This window comes from Pseudolysinimonas sp. (assembly GCF_057350545.1).
In genome coordinates this window covers 1-16,685 of sequence record NZ_JBMRCP010000072.1, presented here as the reverse complement: position 1 = coordinate 16,685, position 16,685 = coordinate 1, and the positions used below count along the sequence as shown (strand labels likewise).

At 73.0% G+C, this 16,685-nt stretch carries 18 protein-coding genes; 11 read left to right on the top strand and 7 right to left on the bottom strand.

All coding sequences use genetic code 11. The features are described from left to right. Positions 1 to 4 precede the first annotated feature (4 nt). The gene (locus ACO1X9_RS10330) at positions 5 to 241 is read left to right on the top strand and encodes a MoaD/ThiS family protein (RefSeq protein WP_486350750.1); all 237 of its coding nucleotides are present in this window, start codon (positions 5 to 7) and stop codon (positions 239 to 241) included. Between the two features lie 16 nt (positions 242 to 257). Beyond that, on the top strand, positions 258 to 716 hold the full coding sequence (locus tag ACO1X9_RS10325) for a hypothetical protein (RefSeq protein ID WP_486350749.1): 459 nt from the start codon (positions 258 to 260) through the stop codon (positions 714 to 716). Here the strand turns inward: ACO1X9_RS10325 and ACO1X9_RS10320 are convergent. The 4 genes from ACO1X9_RS10320 to ACO1X9_RS10305 are packed head-to-tail and all read right to left on the bottom strand — an operon-like array spanning position 713 to position 4,392. Next, a complete protein-coding gene (locus ACO1X9_RS10320) occupies positions 713 to 1,126 on the bottom strand; it encodes a molybdenum cofactor biosynthesis protein MoaE (protein ID WP_486350748.1) in 414 nt (137 codons plus the stop codon). The two genes, ACO1X9_RS10325 and ACO1X9_RS10320, sit on opposite strands and share 4 nt — an antisense overlap. Further along, positions 1,119 to 2,108, bottom strand: coding sequence for a bifunctional molybdenum cofactor biosynthesis protein MoaC/MoaB (moaCB, locus tag ACO1X9_RS10315; RefSeq protein WP_486350747.1), 990 nt, complete (start codon positions 2,106 to 2,108; stop codon positions 1,119 to 1,121). The genes ACO1X9_RS10320 and moaCB overlap by 8 nt, the downstream gene beginning before the upstream one ends. Continuing rightward, complete coding sequence (locus ACO1X9_RS10310; protein WP_486350746.1) at positions 2,105 to 3,295, bottom strand: molybdopterin molybdotransferase MoeA; 1,191 nt, start codon at positions 3,293 to 3,295, stop codon at positions 2,105 to 2,107. The genes moaCB and ACO1X9_RS10310 overlap by 4 nt, the downstream gene beginning before the upstream one ends. Next, complete coding sequence (locus tag ACO1X9_RS10305) at positions 3,295 to 4,392, bottom strand: ThiF family adenylyltransferase (RefSeq protein WP_486350745.1); 1,098 nt, start codon at positions 4,390 to 4,392, stop codon at positions 3,295 to 3,297. Before ACO1X9_RS10305 ends, ACO1X9_RS10310 begins: the two co-directional genes overlap by 1 nt. 186 nt (positions 4,393 to 4,578) lie before the next feature. Between ACO1X9_RS10305 and ACO1X9_RS10300 the strand changes: the two genes are divergently transcribed. The 5 genes from ACO1X9_RS10300 to ACO1X9_RS10280 are packed head-to-tail and all read left to right on the top strand — an operon-like array spanning position 4,579 to position 7,679. After that, positions 4,579 to 4,980, top strand: coding sequence for a TOBE domain-containing protein (locus ACO1X9_RS10300; protein ID WP_486350744.1), 402 nt, complete (start codon positions 4,579 to 4,581; stop codon positions 4,978 to 4,980). Next, positions 4,977 to 5,729, top strand: coding sequence for a molybdate ABC transporter substrate-binding protein (gene modA / locus ACO1X9_RS10295; RefSeq protein WP_486350743.1), 753 nt, complete (start codon positions 4,977 to 4,979; stop codon positions 5,727 to 5,729). The genes ACO1X9_RS10300 and modA overlap by 4 nt, the downstream gene beginning before the upstream one ends. Beyond that, positions 5,707 to 6,516 carry an ABC transporter permease gene (locus tag ACO1X9_RS10290; protein ID WP_486350742.1) on the top strand — a complete coding sequence of 270 codons (810 nt, stop codon included), beginning with the start codon at positions 5,707 to 5,709 and terminating at the stop codon, positions 6,514 to 6,516. The genes modA and ACO1X9_RS10290 overlap by 23 nt, the downstream gene beginning before the upstream one ends. Further along, a complete protein-coding gene (locus ACO1X9_RS10285) occupies positions 6,513 to 7,205 on the top strand; it encodes a sulfate/molybdate ABC transporter ATP-binding protein (protein ID WP_486350741.1) in 693 nt (230 codons plus the stop codon). The genes ACO1X9_RS10290 and ACO1X9_RS10285 overlap by 4 nt, the downstream gene beginning before the upstream one ends. Before the next feature lie 9 nt (positions 7,206 to 7,214). Beyond that, positions 7,215 to 7,679: a GNAT family N-acetyltransferase gene (locus tag ACO1X9_RS10280; protein WP_486350740.1), complete on the top strand. Its 465-nt coding sequence runs from the start codon at positions 7,215 to 7,217 to the stop codon at positions 7,677 to 7,679. A 51-nt stretch (positions 7,680 to 7,730) separates the two neighbouring features. On the opposite strand, the gene ACO1X9_RS10275 is transcribed toward ACO1X9_RS10280, so the two are convergent. Both ACO1X9_RS10275 and ACO1X9_RS10270 read right to left on the bottom strand, forming a co-directional pair. Next, entirely contained in the window at positions 7,731 to 8,270 is a 540-nt protein-coding gene (locus tag ACO1X9_RS10275; protein ID WP_486350739.1) for a D-lyxose/D-mannose family sugar isomerase, read from the bottom strand. Between the two features lie 19 nt (positions 8,271 to 8,289). Further along, the gene (locus ACO1X9_RS10270; RefSeq protein WP_486350738.1) at positions 8,290 to 9,276 is read right to left on the bottom strand and encodes a phosphotransferase; all 987 of its coding nucleotides are present in this window, start codon (positions 9,274 to 9,276) and stop codon (positions 8,290 to 8,292) included. Positions 9,277 to 9,310: 34 nt separating this feature from the next. Here ACO1X9_RS10270 and nudC point away from each other — a divergent pair, with 34 nt between their 5' ends. Together nudC and ACO1X9_RS10260 are read left to right on the top strand one after the other, a co-directional pair. Continuing rightward, positions 9,311 to 10,279, top strand: a complete 969-nt coding sequence (gene nudC / locus ACO1X9_RS10265; protein WP_486350737.1) for an NAD(+) diphosphatase — start codon at positions 9,311 to 9,313, stop codon at positions 10,277 to 10,279. Beyond that, complete coding sequence (locus ACO1X9_RS10260) at positions 10,276 to 11,985, top strand: ATP-dependent helicase (protein ID WP_486350736.1); 1,710 nt, start codon at positions 10,276 to 10,278, stop codon at positions 11,983 to 11,985. The genes nudC and ACO1X9_RS10260 overlap by 4 nt, the downstream gene beginning before the upstream one ends. Before the next feature lie 923 nt (positions 11,986 to 12,908). Here ACO1X9_RS10260 and ACO1X9_RS10255 read toward each other — a convergent pair. Beyond that, the gene (locus ACO1X9_RS10255) at positions 12,909 to 14,273 is read right to left on the bottom strand and encodes a zinc-dependent metalloprotease (RefSeq protein ID WP_486350735.1); all 1,365 of its coding nucleotides are present in this window, start codon (positions 14,271 to 14,273) and stop codon (positions 12,909 to 12,911) included. A 77-nt stretch (positions 14,274 to 14,350) separates the two neighbouring features. Between ACO1X9_RS10255 and ACO1X9_RS10250 the strand changes: the two genes are divergently transcribed. Further along, the gene (locus ACO1X9_RS10250) at positions 14,351 to 15,475 is read left to right on the top strand and encodes a YlbL family protein (RefSeq protein ID WP_486350734.1); all 1,125 of its coding nucleotides are present in this window, start codon (positions 14,351 to 14,353) and stop codon (positions 15,473 to 15,475) included. Positions 15,476 to 15,627: 152 nt separating this feature from the next. Beyond that, a partial coding sequence (locus ACO1X9_RS10245) for a UPF0182 family protein (RefSeq protein ID WP_486350733.1) occupies positions 15,628 to 16,685 on the top strand: 1,058 nt, incomplete at its 3' end.

Sequence of the window (16,685 nt, the reverse complement as noted above, 5' to 3'; positions counted from 1 at the left end):
CGTCGTGGCTGAGGTGCTCGTGCGGTACTTCGCGGCCGCGGCAGAGCCCGCCGGCCGCGACGAGGAGCACCTCGCGGCGGCGACAGTCGGCGAGCTGCGCGACACCCTCCTGGCGCGTTACCCCTCGCTGGGACCGGTGCTCGCGAAGGGCTCCTTCCTCGTGGACGGCGTCGTGACGCGCGACCCCGCCCGCGCGATCGGAGCCCGCGTCGACGTGCTGCCGCCCTTCTCCGGCGGCTGACCTCTAGCCTCTCTGTGTGACCCTCGACGACGCCGTGGCCGCGGAGGAAGCCCGAGTGGCTGCCGAGCAGGAAGCGGCGCGCCGCAACCGCGAGGGCATCCAGGCCGCGGCGAGCAGGTTCGCCGTACTGGCGCTCGAGCGAGGGGTGGAGGGCACGAGCCTCCACGGCGCGCCGGGGTGGATGATCTCCGTGACGGGTAGCACCTCGATCTTCGTATTCGCGGACGGCAGCTGGGCAAGTGGACGGAACGCAGCCGTCAAGGCGCTTCGACTCGCTGCCGAGGGCACTCCGAACGAGACCCTGGCCAAGGCGATGCGCGACCTGGCGGATTCCTACGCAGCGAGTGCTCGGGCACAGACGCGGCAGGTCGGCAGCGGGCACGACGTGGACACGGACCCGGATGCCTCGGCGCTCGAGCACGCGATGGCACGAGTGCTCGTCGGTACTGATGCAACCGTCGGTCGAGTGACCTAAAGCCCGACCCACTCCGAGGGACCGTCGGCGAGGTGCTGGCGCTTCCAGATCGGCACGCGCTGCTTGATCTCGTCGACGAGCTCCGCGCAGGTCGCGAAGGCCTCCGCGCGGTGGGGCGCGGCGACGACGGCGACGAGTGCGACGTCCCCGATCGCGAGGTGCCCGACGCGATGCGCCGCCGCGACGCGCAGCCCCGACGAGGTCGCGATCGACGCGCACACGTCCGCGAGGAAGCGCTCCGCGTCGGGGTGGGCCTGGTAGTCGAGGCTCGACACCGGGGCGTCGTGGTCGTGGTTGCGGATGACACCCTCGAACACGACGAGCGCCCCGTCGGCATCCGTCATCACCTGCGCCTCGAGCCACGCGCGGTCGATCGGGGCGTCGGTGACGAAGGCGACGGGCTCACTCATGCGCGCCGCCCGCGAGCTGATCGTGCACGTGCGGGAGCAGGGTCTCGAGCACCGCGAGCCCGTCGCGCACCCCGCCCGGCGAGCCCGGGAGGTTGACGACGATCGTCGAGCCCGCGATGCCGGCGAGCGCGCGGGACAGGGCCGCCGTCGGCGTCGCCGCGCGACCCGCCGCGCGGATGGCCTCCGCGATGCCGGGCAGCTCGCGGTCGAGCACGGCGCGGGTCGCCTCGGGCGTGAGGTCCTGCGGGTGGATGCCGGTGCCGCCCGTCGTGATGACGAGCGCAGGCGCGCCGGAGACAGCGGCCGCGAGGGCGCGTTCGATGTCGATGTCGGGCACGACGACGGGCTCGTCGACGGCGTAGCCCTGCGCCCGCATCCAGTCGACGATCACCGGGCCGGTGCGGTCGTCGCGGGTGCCGGCGGCGGCGCCGGTCGACGAGACGAGCACGACGGCAGTCCCGCGCGGTGCGGTCTCGCCGTGCCCGCGCGCGTGGTGACCGTCTGGGGTCCAGTGGCCGTGCTTCCCGCCCGTCTTCTCGACGAGCCGGATGTCGCCGAGCACGCACGCGGGGTCGACGGCCTTGACCATGTCGTGCAGCGTGAGTCCCGCGACCGCGACGGCGGTGAGCGCCTCCATCTCGACGCCCGTCTTCGCCGTGACGGCGACGGTCGCGCGGAGGACAATCGACGACTCCTCCGGCTCGAACTCGATCGTGACCTTCTCGAGCGGCAGCAGGTGGGCGAGTGGGATGAGCTCACTCGTGCGCTTCGCGGCTTGGATGCCGGCGATCCGCGCGGTCGCGAGGGCGTCGGCCTTCTTCAGGCCGTCGGACAGCAGCAGCGCGACGACCTGCGGCGTCGTGTCGAACCGCCCGGTGGCGACGGCGACCCGGCGCGTGACGGCCTTGCCGCCGACGTCGACCATCCGGGCACGCCCCTCGTCGTCGAGGTGGGTCAGTGCTGAGGCGCCGTGCTCGCTCATAGCTCCCAGGTTTCCACAGTCGCGCCCGCGGGGAGCTCGGTGGCGTCTTCGGGGACGTCGACGAGCACGTCGGCGGCGGCGAGGGCCGCGACGAGGTGCGACGACGGACCGCCGACGGTCGCCACCCGCCCGTCGGGCAGCGCGCGCCCGCGCAGGAACTGCCGCTTGCCCGCCACCGAGGTGATCGGCTCGTCGAGCACGCGCGACACCCGGATGCGGTCGGGCAGCCCGGCGAGCTCGCGCAGGATCGGCTCGACGAAGAGCAGGAAGGAGAGCTGGCTCGACACCGGGTTGCCCGGGAAGCACACGACGGGGATGCTGCGGTACGCCGCGATCGCCTGCGGTCCGCCCGGCTGCATCGCGAGCACGTCGATCGTCGCGCCGAGCGGCTCGAGGGTGTCGCGCACGACCTCGTGCGTGCCCATCGAGATCCCCCCCGAGGTGAGGACGAGTTCGGCGTCGGCGGCGAGCGCCGCATCCAGCAGCGCCGCGAAGGCGTCCGCGTCGTCGACCACCCGGCCCTCGAGCACGATCTCGGCGCCGACATCCCGGGCCGCGGCGACGAGCGCCGTGCCGTTGGAGTCGGCGATCTGCCCCGGCCCGAGCGCCTCACCCGGCGCCACGAGCTCGGAGCCCGTCGAGATCACCGCCACCCGCACCCGCGACACCACCGACACTGTGGTGAGGCCGGCGGCCGCGAGCGCCGCGAGGTGACGGGACGCCAGGCGCTGCCCGGCCGGCAGCAGCTCGTCGCCCGCGCGCAGGTCGGAACCGACATCGCGGATGTAGAACCCCGTCGCCCAGGCGGACGCGATCGTGACCCGACCGTCGTCGGTCATCACCGTGTCCTCGATCGGCACCACGGCATCCGCCCCCTCGGGGACGGGCGCCCCCGTCATGATCCGCACCGCCGTGCCGGGGGCGAGCGGGGCCGGGGTTCCGGCCGCGGCAGCGACCTCGCCCGCGAGCGGCAGCGAGACGCCGGGATGCACGTCGGCTGAGCGGACGGCGACACCATCCATCTGGGAGTTGCGGAACGGGGGCAGATCGATGGGCGACACCACCGTGCCCGCCAGCACCCGCCCGAGTGCGGAACCGACCGCGACCTCTTCGGTCTCCCGGGTGCGCAGCGGCGCGAGCAACGCCCGCACGCGACCCTCGTGCTCGGCGACCGGGGTGCGGGCCACTAGTACCTCGCGAGCGACGGGTCGACCTTCGCCGCGTACGCGTCGACGCCGCCGGTGAGGTGCCGCGCCGCGGTGAACCCGTTCTGCTCGAGGAACTCGAGCACCCGTGCCGAGCGCACGCCGTGGTGGCAGTAGACGACCGTCTCGGCGTCGGAGTCGAGCTGCGTCACGACCTCGGGGATCTGGCCCATCGGGATGAGCCTCGAACCGGGGATCGAGACGAGCTCGGCCTCCCACGGCTCGCGGATGTCGAGCAGCAGCGGCGGGTTCGGGCTCGCCAGCTCGTCGCGCAGCTCCTCCGGGCTGATCGTGCGCTGCGGAGCGTCCACCTTCGCCGCCGTCCTCTCCTCGAGCGACCCGGGGCGCGGCGCCTCCGGATCGCGACGGTACTCGATCTCGCGCGTGCGACCGGTGAGTGCGTCGTAGGCGGCGACGCGTCCGAGCAACGGCTCGCCGACGCCGGTGATCAGCTTGAGCACCTCGGTCGCCATCATCGATCCGATCACGGCGGGGACGCTCGGCAGCACCCCGACGACGTCGCACGTGTCGCCCGCGGCGGCGTCGCCGTCCTCGGGGAAGAGGTCGCGGTAGTCGACCCCCTTCTCGTCCCACGCGACGCCGGTCTGGCCCGCGTAGGCGAGCGCCGAACCCCAGACGAGCGGGATGCCGCGGATCGCCGCCGCGTCGTTCGCGAGGTAGCGCGCGGCCGGGTTGTCGGTGGCGTCGACGAGCACGTCGGCTTCGAGCAGGAGGTCGAACGTCGCGCCCGGTTCGAACCGGCTCTCGACGATCCTCACCTTCGTCTCGGGGGAGAGCACGGCCAGGCGTCCGGCCGCGGAGCGCGCCTTGCTGCGGTCGACGTCGGCCGGCAGGTGCAGCGTCTGCCGGTGCAGGTTCGACTCGGCGACCGTGTCGTCGTCGACGATCGTGATCTCGCCGACACCGGCCGCGGCGAGGATCGGCAGCACGTAGCTGCCGAGCCCGCCCGCCCCGACGACGACGACGTGGGCCTCCGCGAGCCGCGACTGCGCGGCGGGTCCGAAACCGGAGAGGATGCGCTGCCGCGCGTAGCGCGGGGATCCGGGGTCGACAGGCATGCCTCCATCCTCGCAGCGAGCCCCACCGCGCGCTCGCGCGTGTCGTCATCTTCCTTCTCCCTGCCTGCGACGTGCGCGTTCGGGCAGACCGACGCACGTGACATTCGCCGCCGGTGGGCTGGACGCGCAAGCGGATGAATGGGAGTGATCTATCCGCGCCTGCGGCTCTATGGGAGGATTTCGGACGTGAACGAGTTCTCGGTGAGGGAAGCCGCGGCGCTGCTCGGGGTGAGCGACGACACCGTGCGGCGCTGGGGTGACGCCGGCAAGCTGCCCGTCCGCAAGGGCGAGAACGGTCGCGCCGTCGTCGCCGGGAGGGATCTCCTCCCGCTGCTGCAGGAGCCCGAGGCGGCGTCGGCCCTCGCCGAGGCGTTCCCGCTCGCGAAGGCGTCGGCCCGCAACCGCTTCACCGGCATCGTCACGCGCGTGCAGGTCGACGGCGTGATGGCGCAGATCGACGTGCAGGCCGGGCCGTTCCGCGTCGTGTCGCTCATGACGCGCGAGGCCGCCGAGGAGCTCGGGCTCGCGCCCGGCCGCCTCGTGGTCGCGAGTGCGAAGGCGACGACCGTCACGGTCGAGGCGCTGTGAGACCGTTCACGGGGGCCGTCGGCATCCTGCTGCTCGCCGGGTGCGCGGCGCCGTCGCCGGTCGACGAGGATGCGCTCACCGGCTCCGTCACGGTGCTCGCCGCGGCATCCCTCACTGACGTCGTCGACGAGCTGGCCACGCGGTTCGAGGCCGAGCATCCCGGCGTCGAGATCGTGCTGAGCTACGGCGGTTCGTCGGCGCTCGCCGAGCAGATCCTCTCGGGCGCTCCCGTCGACGTCTTCGCGAGCGCGAACGAGTCGACGATGGCGACCGTCGCCGACGCGGGGCTCGCCGTCGACCCGGTGATCTTCACGACGAACGTGCTCGAGCTCGCCGTGCCCGCCGGCAACCCCGGCGGAGTGGAGGGACTCGCCGACCTCGTCGACCCCGACCTCGCGATCGCGCTGTGCGACCCCGCGGTGCCGTGCGGGTCGGCGGCCGAGAGGCTGCTCGCCCTCGCGGGCGTCACCGCGAGCGTCGACACCCTCGAGGAGGACGTGCGCGCCGCGCTCACGAAGGTCGCGCTCGGCGAGGTGGATGCCGCCCTCGTCTACCGCACCGACGTGATCGCGGCGGGCGACGACGTCGAGGGGATCGAGCTGCCCGAGGCGGCGGCGGTGGTCAACCGGTACCCCATCACGCTCCTCGTCGACGCCCCGAACCTCGACGCCGCGCGGGCGTTCCTCGACTTCGTGCTCGGTGAGATCGGACGGGAGGCGCTCGCGGATGCGGGCTTCGGCCTCCCGTAGGCGCGTCGGGCCCGTCGTCGTGGTTCTGGCGTCGATCGGCCTCGCCCTCCTCGTGCTCCCGCTCGTCGGCCTCGTCGTGCGCGCGCCCTGGGCGGAGCTGCCGGGGCTCCTCGGCAGCGAGCCCGTGCTCCAGGCCCTCGGACTCTCGCTCGCGACGGCCGCCGTGAGCACGGTCGTGTGCCTGGTGTTCGGCATCCCGCTCGCCGTCCTCCTGGCCCACTCGGTGCACTGGCCCGTCGTCGCGCGCCGCCTGCTCCGGGCGGCGATCACGATCCCGCTCGTGCTGCCGCCGGTCGTCGGAGGCATCGCCCTGCTGCTGCTGCTCGGCCGCCGCGGCCTGTTCGGGCAGTGGCTCGCCGAGGTCGGCATCACGCTCCCCTTCACGACCCCTGCGGTCGTCCTCGCGCAGACCTTCGTCGCGATGCCGTTCCTCGTCTTCGCGGTCGAGGGCGCCCTGCGGTCGGCGGATCGACGCAGTGAGCTCGCCGCGGCATCGCTCGGCGCGTCGCGGGCGCAGGTGTTCCGGCTCGTCACGCTCCCGCTCATCGCGCCAGGTGTCGCCGCCGGCGCGGTGCTGTGCTTCACCCGCGCCCTCGGCGAGTTCGGCGCGACGATCACCTTCGCCGGCTCGTTCCCCGGGGTGACCCGCACGCTGCCGATCGCGTCGTACCTGGCGATGAACTCCGACCCGGAGACCGCGATCGCCCTCGCCCTCGTGCTGCTCGCGGTCTCGCTCGTCGTACTGCTCGCCCTGCGCGACCGGTGGATGCCGGGGGTCGTGCGATGACCCTCGAGGTCGCGCTGACCGTGCCGCGCGAGGCGTTCGCCGTCGTCGCAGAGTTCGACGTGCCCGCGGGACGGGTGCTCGGCATCGTCGGCCCGAACGGCGCGGGTAAATCGAGCGTCCTCGCCGGTGTCGCGGGGCTCACCGACGCGCGGGGGAGCGTACGGCTCGCCGGCCGCGACCTCGCCGCGCTCCCCGCCGAACGCCGCGGGGTCGGGGTGGTGTTCCAGGACTTCCTGCTCTTCCCGCACCTCACGGTGCGCGACAACGTCGCCTTCGCGCAGCGGGTGCGGCTCGGCGGGTGGCGTGCCGCGCGCGAGGCGGCGCAGCCGTGGCTCGAGCGGCTCGATCTCGTCGCGCTTGCCGACCGGCATCCCGAGGCACTCTCGGGCGGGCAGGCGCAGCGCGTCGCCCTCGCCCGCGCGCTCGCGTCGGAGCCCGATGTGCTGCTGCTCGACGAGCCGATGGCGTCGCTCGACGTCGAGGTGCGCGACGAGGTGCGCGCCGACCTCGCGCGCCACCTGCGCGGCTTCGGCGGTCCGGCGATCGTCGTGAGTCACGATCGTGAGGATGCCGCCCAGCTCGCCGACGACCTGCTCGTCGTGGAGCGTGGCCGGGTCGTGCAGCGCGGAACGCTCGACCAGCTCGTGGCCGCCCCCGCGACACCGTGGGTCGCGCGCTTCGCGGGCTAGCCTGGCGGGATGATCACGGTCCGCGAAGCCCGGCCCGACGAGGCCGAGCTCATCGCCGAGCTGCAGCGCGCGGGGTGGCGCGAGGCGTACGCGCACCTGCTGAGCCGGGAGTTCCTCGCGGCGCTCCCCGTGAACACGGAGATGTTCCGTGACGGCATCGCGCGCGGGGCGAACCTCCGCGTGGCCGAACTCGACGGCGAGGTCGTCGGGTATGCGCTCGCCGGCCGCGCGCCCGAGGGCGACCCGCGCGACCTCCAGCTCTGGCACCTCTACCAGCTCGCGCGTGCGCACGGGTCGGGCACCGGACAGGCGCTGCTCGACGCCGTGCTCGGCGATCGGCCCGCACAGCTGTGGACCGCCGAGGACAACCCGCGCGCGAATGCCTTCTACGCGCGCAACGGCTTCGCGCCCGACGGGGAGCGCAAGGTCGAGCCCGAGTGGGAGGGGCTCGTCGCGATCCGGATGGTGCGGTAGGTCGCGGGGCCTCGACACGCCGCTGCGCCGCTACTCGACCACCGAGACGCGTCAGTCGGCGACGACGGTGATGCGGCGGATGTCGGGGTCGGTGAAGACATCCCGCTCATCGGTGCTGCGGGTGGAGAACTCCGTCACGATCGCCCCCTCGGGCCCGGCCTGGAACCAGTGCCGGGTGCCCGGGAAGATCGTGTACTGATCGCCCGGCCGCAGCACGAGCTCGTGCCACACGCTGAAGTGCTCCCGCCTCGCGGGAGTCGCTCGAGGCGAGGGCGTCGCGTCGCCGTCGACGTAGAGCCACACCTCGCCCGTACGCACCCGGAACGTCTCCTCCTTGCCGAGCTCGTCGCCGTCGCCCACGTGCCGATGCTCGGGGCAGACCTGACCAGGGCGCAGCACGAGCTCCTTCGCGCACACCCGCTCGGTGTTGACGTAGACGAGGATCTGCAGACCGATCGACGCGAGATCGCCGAGGCCGAAGTCGCTCACCTCGAGCGTCGCCTCCTCGTCGGGGGTGAGCACGATGCCGGCGTCGGCGAGCGCGGTGGCGGCGAAGGCGCGGCCTTCGTCGATCTCGGCGCGCGTCAGCATCCGGTACTCACCGTCCCGGTCAGCGGATGTGCGACGTACGCTCGAGCAGCTGCTCGACCTCGTCCACGTCGAGCGGTCCGGTCGTGCGCTCGGCGAGCGGCGACATGAGGTCCTTCTGCACGTCGTCGACGATCGACGACATCATGGCGACGGCGTCGTCGACGATCGTCGTGTCGCGGGACTCGGTGCCGTGCAGCAGCCAGCGCGCCACCTCGAGCTCGGAGAGCAGCGCCGCCCGGGTGCGGAGCTGGCGGTCGACGGCGCCCCGCGTGCTCGCGTAGGCGGCGAAGGCGGCGTCGACGACCTCGAGTCCGGAACCGGCGAGCCACTGCAGGTCGGCCGCCGGATCGCCGACGCGCAGCGCGTGCCAGCCGATCATGCCGGTGACCTCGTCGCCCACCGAGAGGAACGAATCGGCACCGAGCGAGCCGTTGACGACCGTCGGGGTGAACTGCCAGAGAGTGGGCTCCTCGCTCGCGCGCTCCCAGCGGGAGAGCAGCGCCGCGGGCACGAGACCGGTGGCGGCCGCGCGATCCATGACCGAGACGACGGCGCGCAGGGCCTCGACGGGCGAGTGCGAGGGGAGTCCGGCATCCACCACCACCGTCGGCGGGAGCGAGTGGATGGCGGCGATCGCGGTGCCGATGGAGGCGGCGAGCTGGTCGCTCATCGCACCGAGCGGCACCTTCGCGCCGTAGACGAACTCCGACACGACGGCGCGGGTGCCGTCGACCGGGACCTGCCCGGCGAACGTCGAGACGGTGAACGGCAGCCGCGCGCGCACTCCGGCACTCAGGGCGCGGAGCGCGACGAGGTCGGCGGACTGCTCCTGCTCGGCACGCTCCGAGCGGGGCACCCGCACGATCCAGTGCCGGCCGTCGCGGCCGGTGAGGATGGCGCTGTCGAAGTCGCCGCCGGGGGCACCGAACGACTGCGCGCCGACGACCTCGAGGTCCGCCACGGCGGACGTCGCGAGCGCCGCTAGAGTGAGATGCGACCGGGCCATGACCACAGGGTAGGTCGGTGCAGGAGGAGTGCGGATGTCCGACACTCCCGCACCCAGGTCCTTCTCATCCCGTCTCCCCCTCGCGCGGGCGGCTCTCGACCGCGACCACCTCGGCCGCGCGGGCGGCATCGACGCCCTCCTCGACGACGCCCGCACCCGCGCGATCGTCCTGCACGAGGGCAAGGCCCTGCTCGCGAGCCCGACGCGGCTCGCCATCCTGCCGCCGTCGGTCGTGCCGCAGGCCGCACTCGCGGTCTACCTCGGCCGCACCGTCGAACGCTCCGACGATCTCCCCGCCGACACCCCGCTCGTCGTGCTCGCGGTCGACTCGCCCGAGGGCTTCGACGAGCTCGACGACGTGCCGTCCGGCCCCGCCGAGTGGGGCGACCTCCGGCGCATCGGCGCGCGCCTCGACGAGCGCGACGCCGGGCTCTTCACGCAGGCGCTCGCCATCCTCAACTGGCACTCGGTGTCGCGGTACTCGCCGCGCGCGGGCGTCGAGACCGAACCGGCGCTCTCGGGGTGGGTGCGCCGCGACCCCGACGGCACCGAGTTCTACCCGCGCACCGATGCCGCCGTCATCGTCGGGGTGCTCGACGACGACGACCGGCTGCTGCTCGGGTCGAACGCCGCGTGGGAGGACACCCGGTTCTCGCTGCTCGCCGGGTTCGTCGAGCCGGGGGAGTCGCTCGAGGCGGCCGTGATCCGCGAGGTGTTCGAGGAGTCGGGCGTACGCGTCGCCGACCCCGAGTATCTCGGCAGCCAGCCGTGGCCGTTCCCCGCGTCGCTCATGGTCGGCTTCCAGGCCCGCGTCGTCGCCGGGTCGGACACGACCGGCCGCGCCGACGGCGACGAGATCCGGGCGCTGCGCTGGTTCACCCGCGACGAGCTCGCCGCGGCGGCCGCGTCGCGCGAGGTGCTACTGCCCGGTCCGACCTCGATCGCGCGGGCGATCATCGAGCACTGGTTCGGTGGCGAGCTCGACGACGGAACCCGGTCGTGAGCGCCGCGGTCGACGGCATCCTCGCGGCACTCGACGACGAGCAGCGCCACGCCGCCGAGACGCTGCTCGGTCCGGTCTGCATCCTCGCCGGAGCCGGCACCGGTAAAACCCGCGCGATCACCCATCGCATCGCGCACGGCATCCACGAAGGCGTCTACTCGCCGGGCACGCTGCTCGCGCTCACCTTCACGGCGAAGGCCGCGGGTGAGCTGCGGCACCGACTGCGCGCCCTCGACGCGTCGGGGGCGGTCGTGCGCACCTTCCACGCCGAGGCGCTCGGTGAGCTCGGCTACTTCTGGCCCGACCTCGTGGGCGGCTCGGCCCCGCGTCTGCTCGACAACAAGGCGCGCTACATCGCCGAGGCGGGGGAGCGCGCGCGGGTGAAGCTCGGCAGCGGGGCGGTGCGGGATGTCGCCGGCGAGATCGAGTGGCGCAAGACCTCCGAGCTCAGCATCGAGGCGTACGCCGCGGCGGCCCGGCAGCGCACGTTGCCGCGGGGGCTCGATGCCGACGCGGTCGCCGAGATCCAGCACCACTACGAGGAGCTCAAGGACGAGCGCCGCCGCATCGACTTCGAGGACGTGCTGCTCGTCGCGTGCGGCATGCTCGAGAGCGAGCCGCTCGCCCGCGACCGGGTGCGCGCGCAGTACCGCTTCTTCGTCGTCGACGAGTACCAGGACGTCTCACCGCTGCAGCACCGGCTGCTCTCGCTGTGGCTCGGCGACCGCACCGACGTGTGCGTCGTCGGTGACGCCAACCAGACGATCTACACCTTCGCGGGGGCGTCGAGCCGCTACCTGCTCGACTTCGAACGCGACCACCCGAACGCCGAGGTGGTGCGTCTCGAGCGCAACTACCGGTCGGCCCCGCAGATCCTGGATGTCGCCAACCGCCTCATGCGCGGACGCCCGGGCGCACTCGAGCTGCGATCGGCCACGGCGACGCGGGGTGTCGTCGCCGAGCCGACCGTCTACGACGACGACGCCGCGGAGGCCGCGGGGGTCGCCGACGCGATCGCCGCCGAACTCGCCGCGGGGGCGCAGCCCGAGCAGGTTGCCGTGCTGCACCGCGTCAACGAGCAGGCCGGGCCGCTCGAGCAGGCGCTCGCGGCCCGGGGCATCGTGACGCGCTCGCTCTCCGGCACGGCGTTCTTCGACATCCCGGCCGTGCGCAAACTCACCTCGGCGCTCGCCGTGCAGGCCCAGCGGTTCCCCGACGATCCGGTGCGTGGGTTCGTCGCCGACACGGCGCGCGCCGCCGGGTGGACCGTCGACCGCACGCACTCGACGCTCCCGCGCGACGACTGGGCCGGGCTCGACGCGTTCGTGCGCTTCGCGGAGGCCACGCCCGAGGACGTGACGCTCGGACGATTCGCCGCCGAGATCGAGGACCGCGAGCAGTCGAAGGGTGAGCTGCCGGTGAGAGCCGTCGTGCTCGGCACCTTCCACGCGGCCAAGGGGCTCGAGTGGGACTCGGTGCATCTCGTCGGACTGAGCGAGGGGATGCTGCCGATCGTGCACGCCCGCGGCCTGCCGGCGATCGACGAGGAGCGTCGCCTGCTGTACGTCGGCCTCACCCGCGCGCGCCGACGGCTGACACTGTCGTGGGCACGGCGTGGAGCGCGAGGTCAGGAGCGGCAGCCCAGTCGGTTCCTGGAGGAGCTGCGCACCGGCAGTCGGGGTGCCGCTCCCACCTCCGCGCGCTGACGCCGCCCCGCCCATCCAGCCGCCACGAGGTGCCGTCGCCGGGCTCCCCCCGGAGTCGTTCGAGCACCTTCCGAGTGGCGAACGAGGCCACCTCCGCCCGTGCGAGCGGATCGAGGGGCGCCGCCGTCCGTCCGAGCAGCTGCGTCGCGAGCGCCGGCCACGCCGCATCGTCGTCGGCCCGCGCCAGATGCACGCAGTACAGGCACGGGCCCGACCCCGGCTCGACGAACGGCCCGACCGTCACCGAGGTCTCCGCCGCCAGCACGGCGACGTGCGGCACATCGCGACTGAGCCACGGCGTGTGATCCGCCGGCGCGAGCACCCCGTCCCCGACGAGCACGACGACCCCCGCCTCCTCGACACCGCCGAGAGCGTCGGACGCCGACAGCAGGCCGGCGATCGCCCGACCGAGGTCGGAGTCGCCGAGCACCGCCGCCCGCATCGGCAGCGGAGGCGTCGGCCGTTCGAGCGCCGCAACCAGGAGCGTCAGCAACTCGTCCGCCCGTGCGACCGCGACGCCCGCCGAGCGGGCGAGCATCGCGTACCCGCTCTCCGACACCCCCGCAGCGAGAGCAGCCAGCAGCCGCGCGTCGCCGTCGCTCACCTCGTCGAGGATCGCGACACCCTCCGACCCGACCTGCACGCTCGACGGCGAGCGCCACAGGATCGGATACCGCGGGTCGAGTTTGAGCACCATGCCCGACAGGATGCCCCGGAAGAGCGAACGTGTACCGACGTGATCCACAGGGAGGACACCGGATCGGATCTCGGAGTGAATCGGGGTAGGGGGCCCCGCTCTCCACTCCGAGAGCCGATCCGTTGGCCTCCCCCCCTCCACCCCGAAGTTGCCCCGGGCGCGAGGGTTTCGAGACGCGTCGCGCTGCGCGCGGCGCTCCTCAACCCGCGAGGGACGCGGGGTGGGGTTACTCCTCGACGGGGCGGTCGCCGGAGTCGTCGGCGAGGAGATCTTCGAGAGCACGGTCGACGGCGTCGGGCTCGGGGGCCGGGCCGGTGAGTCGGGCGACGAGCGAAGCGGGTGCGTCGATGTCGGCGTGGGTCGGCACGACGTCGGGGTGATCCCACAGCGCATCCCGACCGTCGGCGCCGACCGCGTCGTGCACGGCCTGCCACATCGCGGCGGCTTCGCGCAGTCGGCGGGGGCGCAACTCGAGTCCGACGAGCGTGGAGAACGCCGACTCGGCGGGACCGCCGGCGGCTCGGCGGCGCTTCACGGTCTCGGCGATCGCGACCGCGTGCGGCAACCGCGTCGTCGCGGCGGCGGTGACGACATCCACCCAGCCTTCGATGAGGGCGAGCATCGTCTCGAGCCGGGCGAGCGCGGCGAGCTGATCGTCGGTCTTCGGCGGGATGAGCGCACCCGACGTCATCGCGGCACGCAGCTCTTCGGGGTTCTGCGGGTCGAAGTCGGCGGCGAGCTCTTCGAGACGCTCGGTGTCGATGCGGATGCCGCGCGCGAAGTCGGTGATCTGCGTGAGCAGGTGCAGGCGGAGCCACTTCGCGTGGCGGAACAGTCGCGCGTGGGCGAGTTCGCGCACGGCGAGGTAGAGCCGGATCTCGTCGACCGGGATGTCGAGGCCGCGACCGAAGTCGTCGACGTTCTGCGGCACGAGCGCGGCCTGCCGCGTGTCGCCGTCGAGCAGGGGGATGCCGACATCCCCGCCGGAGACGGCTTCGCCGGCGAGCTGCCCGACGACCTGTCCGAGCTGCATCGCGAACAGGGTGCCGCCGATGTTGCGCATGAGCTTGCCGGCGCCTCCGAGCATGCCCCCGAGCTCCTCGGGCGCGTGCTCTTCGAGCACGTGGGTGAGCGCGTCGGCGATCGAGTTCGCGACGGGCTCGGCGAGCTGCGTCCAGACCGGCATCGTCGCCTCGGCCCAGCCGGCGCGGGTCAGCAGTACCGGCTCGGTCGTGAGGGTGCTGATCGAGGTGGCCTCGTCGAGCCAGAGCGCGGCGACGTGCAGCGCCTGCTCGAGCGAGCTGCGCTCGGCGGGCGTGGAGGGCACGGCCGACCGCGAGGCGAGGGTGCGGGCCTGCTCGATGGCGAGGCCCCAGTTGATGCCGTCGCCGCCGTTCTGCAGCGCCTGCTGCAGTTGCCCGATGAGCCGCTGCACGAGCTCGGGATCGTCGGGAAGCCCGGCGGCGCTCGCGAGCTTCGCCGGATCGATGTCGGTCTGTCCGGCGAGGAAGTCGCGCAGCATGTCGCGGAACTCGCCCGTGGCGTCGTCGTCGTCGGGGTCGACGGGCTCGCGCGGCGGGTTATCGGCCATGACGACTACGCTAGCCCGGTGCATACGGGCCGCGCCCGGAGCGCTCTGCGCCCCAAGCGAACACGGAGGACACGGCGGTGTCGCTGCCCGATCCGATGACGGAGGAGGAGCCGTACGGCTCCCGTCTCCCGGCAGCCCTGCGTGCCCCGTGGACGAGCTACCTCGGCTTCGGGCTGCTCGTCGCCGCCGTCGCCGGGGCCGTGCTCTTCGCGAGCGCTCCGTCGCCGTACGTGGTGGAGCGGCCGGGTCCCGTGTTCGACACGCTCGGCGAGACCGAGGATGCCGACGGCGAGAGCGTGCCGCTCATCGACATCCCCGACGAGACGACCTATCCGACGTCGGGTGAGCTGAACATGCTCACGGTCTACATCGACGGGTCGCGCGAGCGGCCGCTCGCCTGGATCGATGTCGCGAGCGCGTGGTTCAACCCGAGCCGCACGGTGCTGCCGATCGACGCCGTCTACCCGGTGGGTCAGTCCGACGAGGAGGCCGACGAGGAGAGCGCCGTCGCGATGGACACGTCGCAGCAGGATGCCGTCGCCGCGGCCCTGACCGAGCTCGGCATCGACTACTCGAGTGTGTTCGTCGTCGCGGGCGTCGTCGACGGCACGCCGTCCGACGGGGTGCTCGAGACGGACGACGAGATCCTCACGGCCGACGACGCGACGATCGCGACGGTGCAGGACCTGCGGGATGTCCTCTTCGCCGCGGGTGTCGGAACTCCGGTCGACATCGGCATCCGCCGCGACGGCGTCGAACAGACGGTCACCGTGACGCCCGCCGAGGGTGACGACGGGTCGCCCGTGATCGGGGTGTACGCGGCATCCAGCTACGACTTCCCGATCGAGGTCGACATCCGGCTGCAGAACGTCGGCGGGCCGAGCGCGGGCATGATGTTCGCGCTCGCGATCTTCGACAAGCTGACGCCGGGCGGGCTGACCGGCGGCGAGGACATCGCCGGCACCGGCACGATCGCGGGCGACGGCAGCGTCGGCGCGATCGGCGGCATCGTGCAGAAGATGTACGGCGCGCAGAGCGCGGGCGCCGACTGGTTCCTCGCTCCGGAGTCGAACTGCGACGACGTCGTGGGGCGCATCCCGGGCGGCCTCGAGGTGTTCTCGGTGGCGACGCTCGACGAGGCCATCGCGGCCGTCGAGGCGATCGCCGACGGCGACGTCGCCGATCTCGCGCGCTGCGACTGACCGCCCGCGACCGACCCCGGCATCCGCCACAGGAACTCCTGAGAACGGAAAGGGGCCCCGGGCGTTCGCTGCGAGCGTGAGGCGACGGCACCGCTCGCCGGGAATCTCGCAGACGACCCCCCGTAGAATCACAGGGATCGAAGGAGCCGCCGTTGTCGACGACCCGACCCGCACCCGCCAGCCCGCCCGCCCGTAGCCGGACCCGTGCCGCCGTCGCCATCTCGGCGGCGATCATCGCCGCACTGGTGATCGCGTTCTTCGTGTTCGCCGGCTTCTACAGCGACATCCTCTGGTTCGACCAGCTCGGATTCCTGTCCGTGCTCACGACGCGCTGGGGGGCGTTCGCGGCGATGTTCGCCGTCGGATTCGTCGCGATGGCGCTCGTCGTGTGGCTGAGCATCTTCCTCGCCTTCCGGGCGCGGCCGGTCTACGCGAAGCTCAACGCGCAGCTCGACCGGTACCAGCAGCTCATCGAGCCGCTGCGCCGCGTCGCGATGGTCGGCATCCCGCTCGTGCTCGGCCTCTTCGCGGGCGTCTCGACGGCGACCCGCTGGGACACCGTGCTGCAGTACCTCAACCGCACGCCGTTCGGCGAGGTCGACCCGCAGTTCGGGCTCGACATCTCGTTCTTCGTCTTCGAGCTCCCGCTGTACCGCGGCGTTCTCGCCTACGCCTCGGCAGTCGTGCTCATCGGCGGCCTCGCCGCTCTCGCGACCTCGTACATCTACGGCGCCATCCAGGTCACCGGGCGCGAGGTGCGCGTGACGCGGCGTGCGCGCATCCAGCTCGCCGTCACCGCGGCGGTCTACATCGCGCTGCAGGGCGTCAGCATCTGGTTCGACCAGTACGCGACCCTCCTCGACGCGAAGGACCTCATCACCGGCGCCACCTACGCCGACGTGAACGCCGGCATCCCGGGTCGCGCGATCATCGCCGGCATCGCGGCGCTCGTGGCCGTGCTCTGCCTCGTGACCGCGATCATCGGCCGGTGGCGGCTGCCGATCATCGGCACGGCGCTGCTCGTCGTGTCGGGCCTCGTGGTCGGCACCATCTACCCCGCGATCGTCGACCGCCTGTTCGTCGCCCCGAGCCAGGGTCAGACGGAGGCGCCGTACATCCAGCGCAACATCGACGCGACCCGCGCCGCCTACGGCCTCGACGACATCGACGTGCAGGACTACAACGCGCAGGCGGTCGCCGAGCCGGGCGC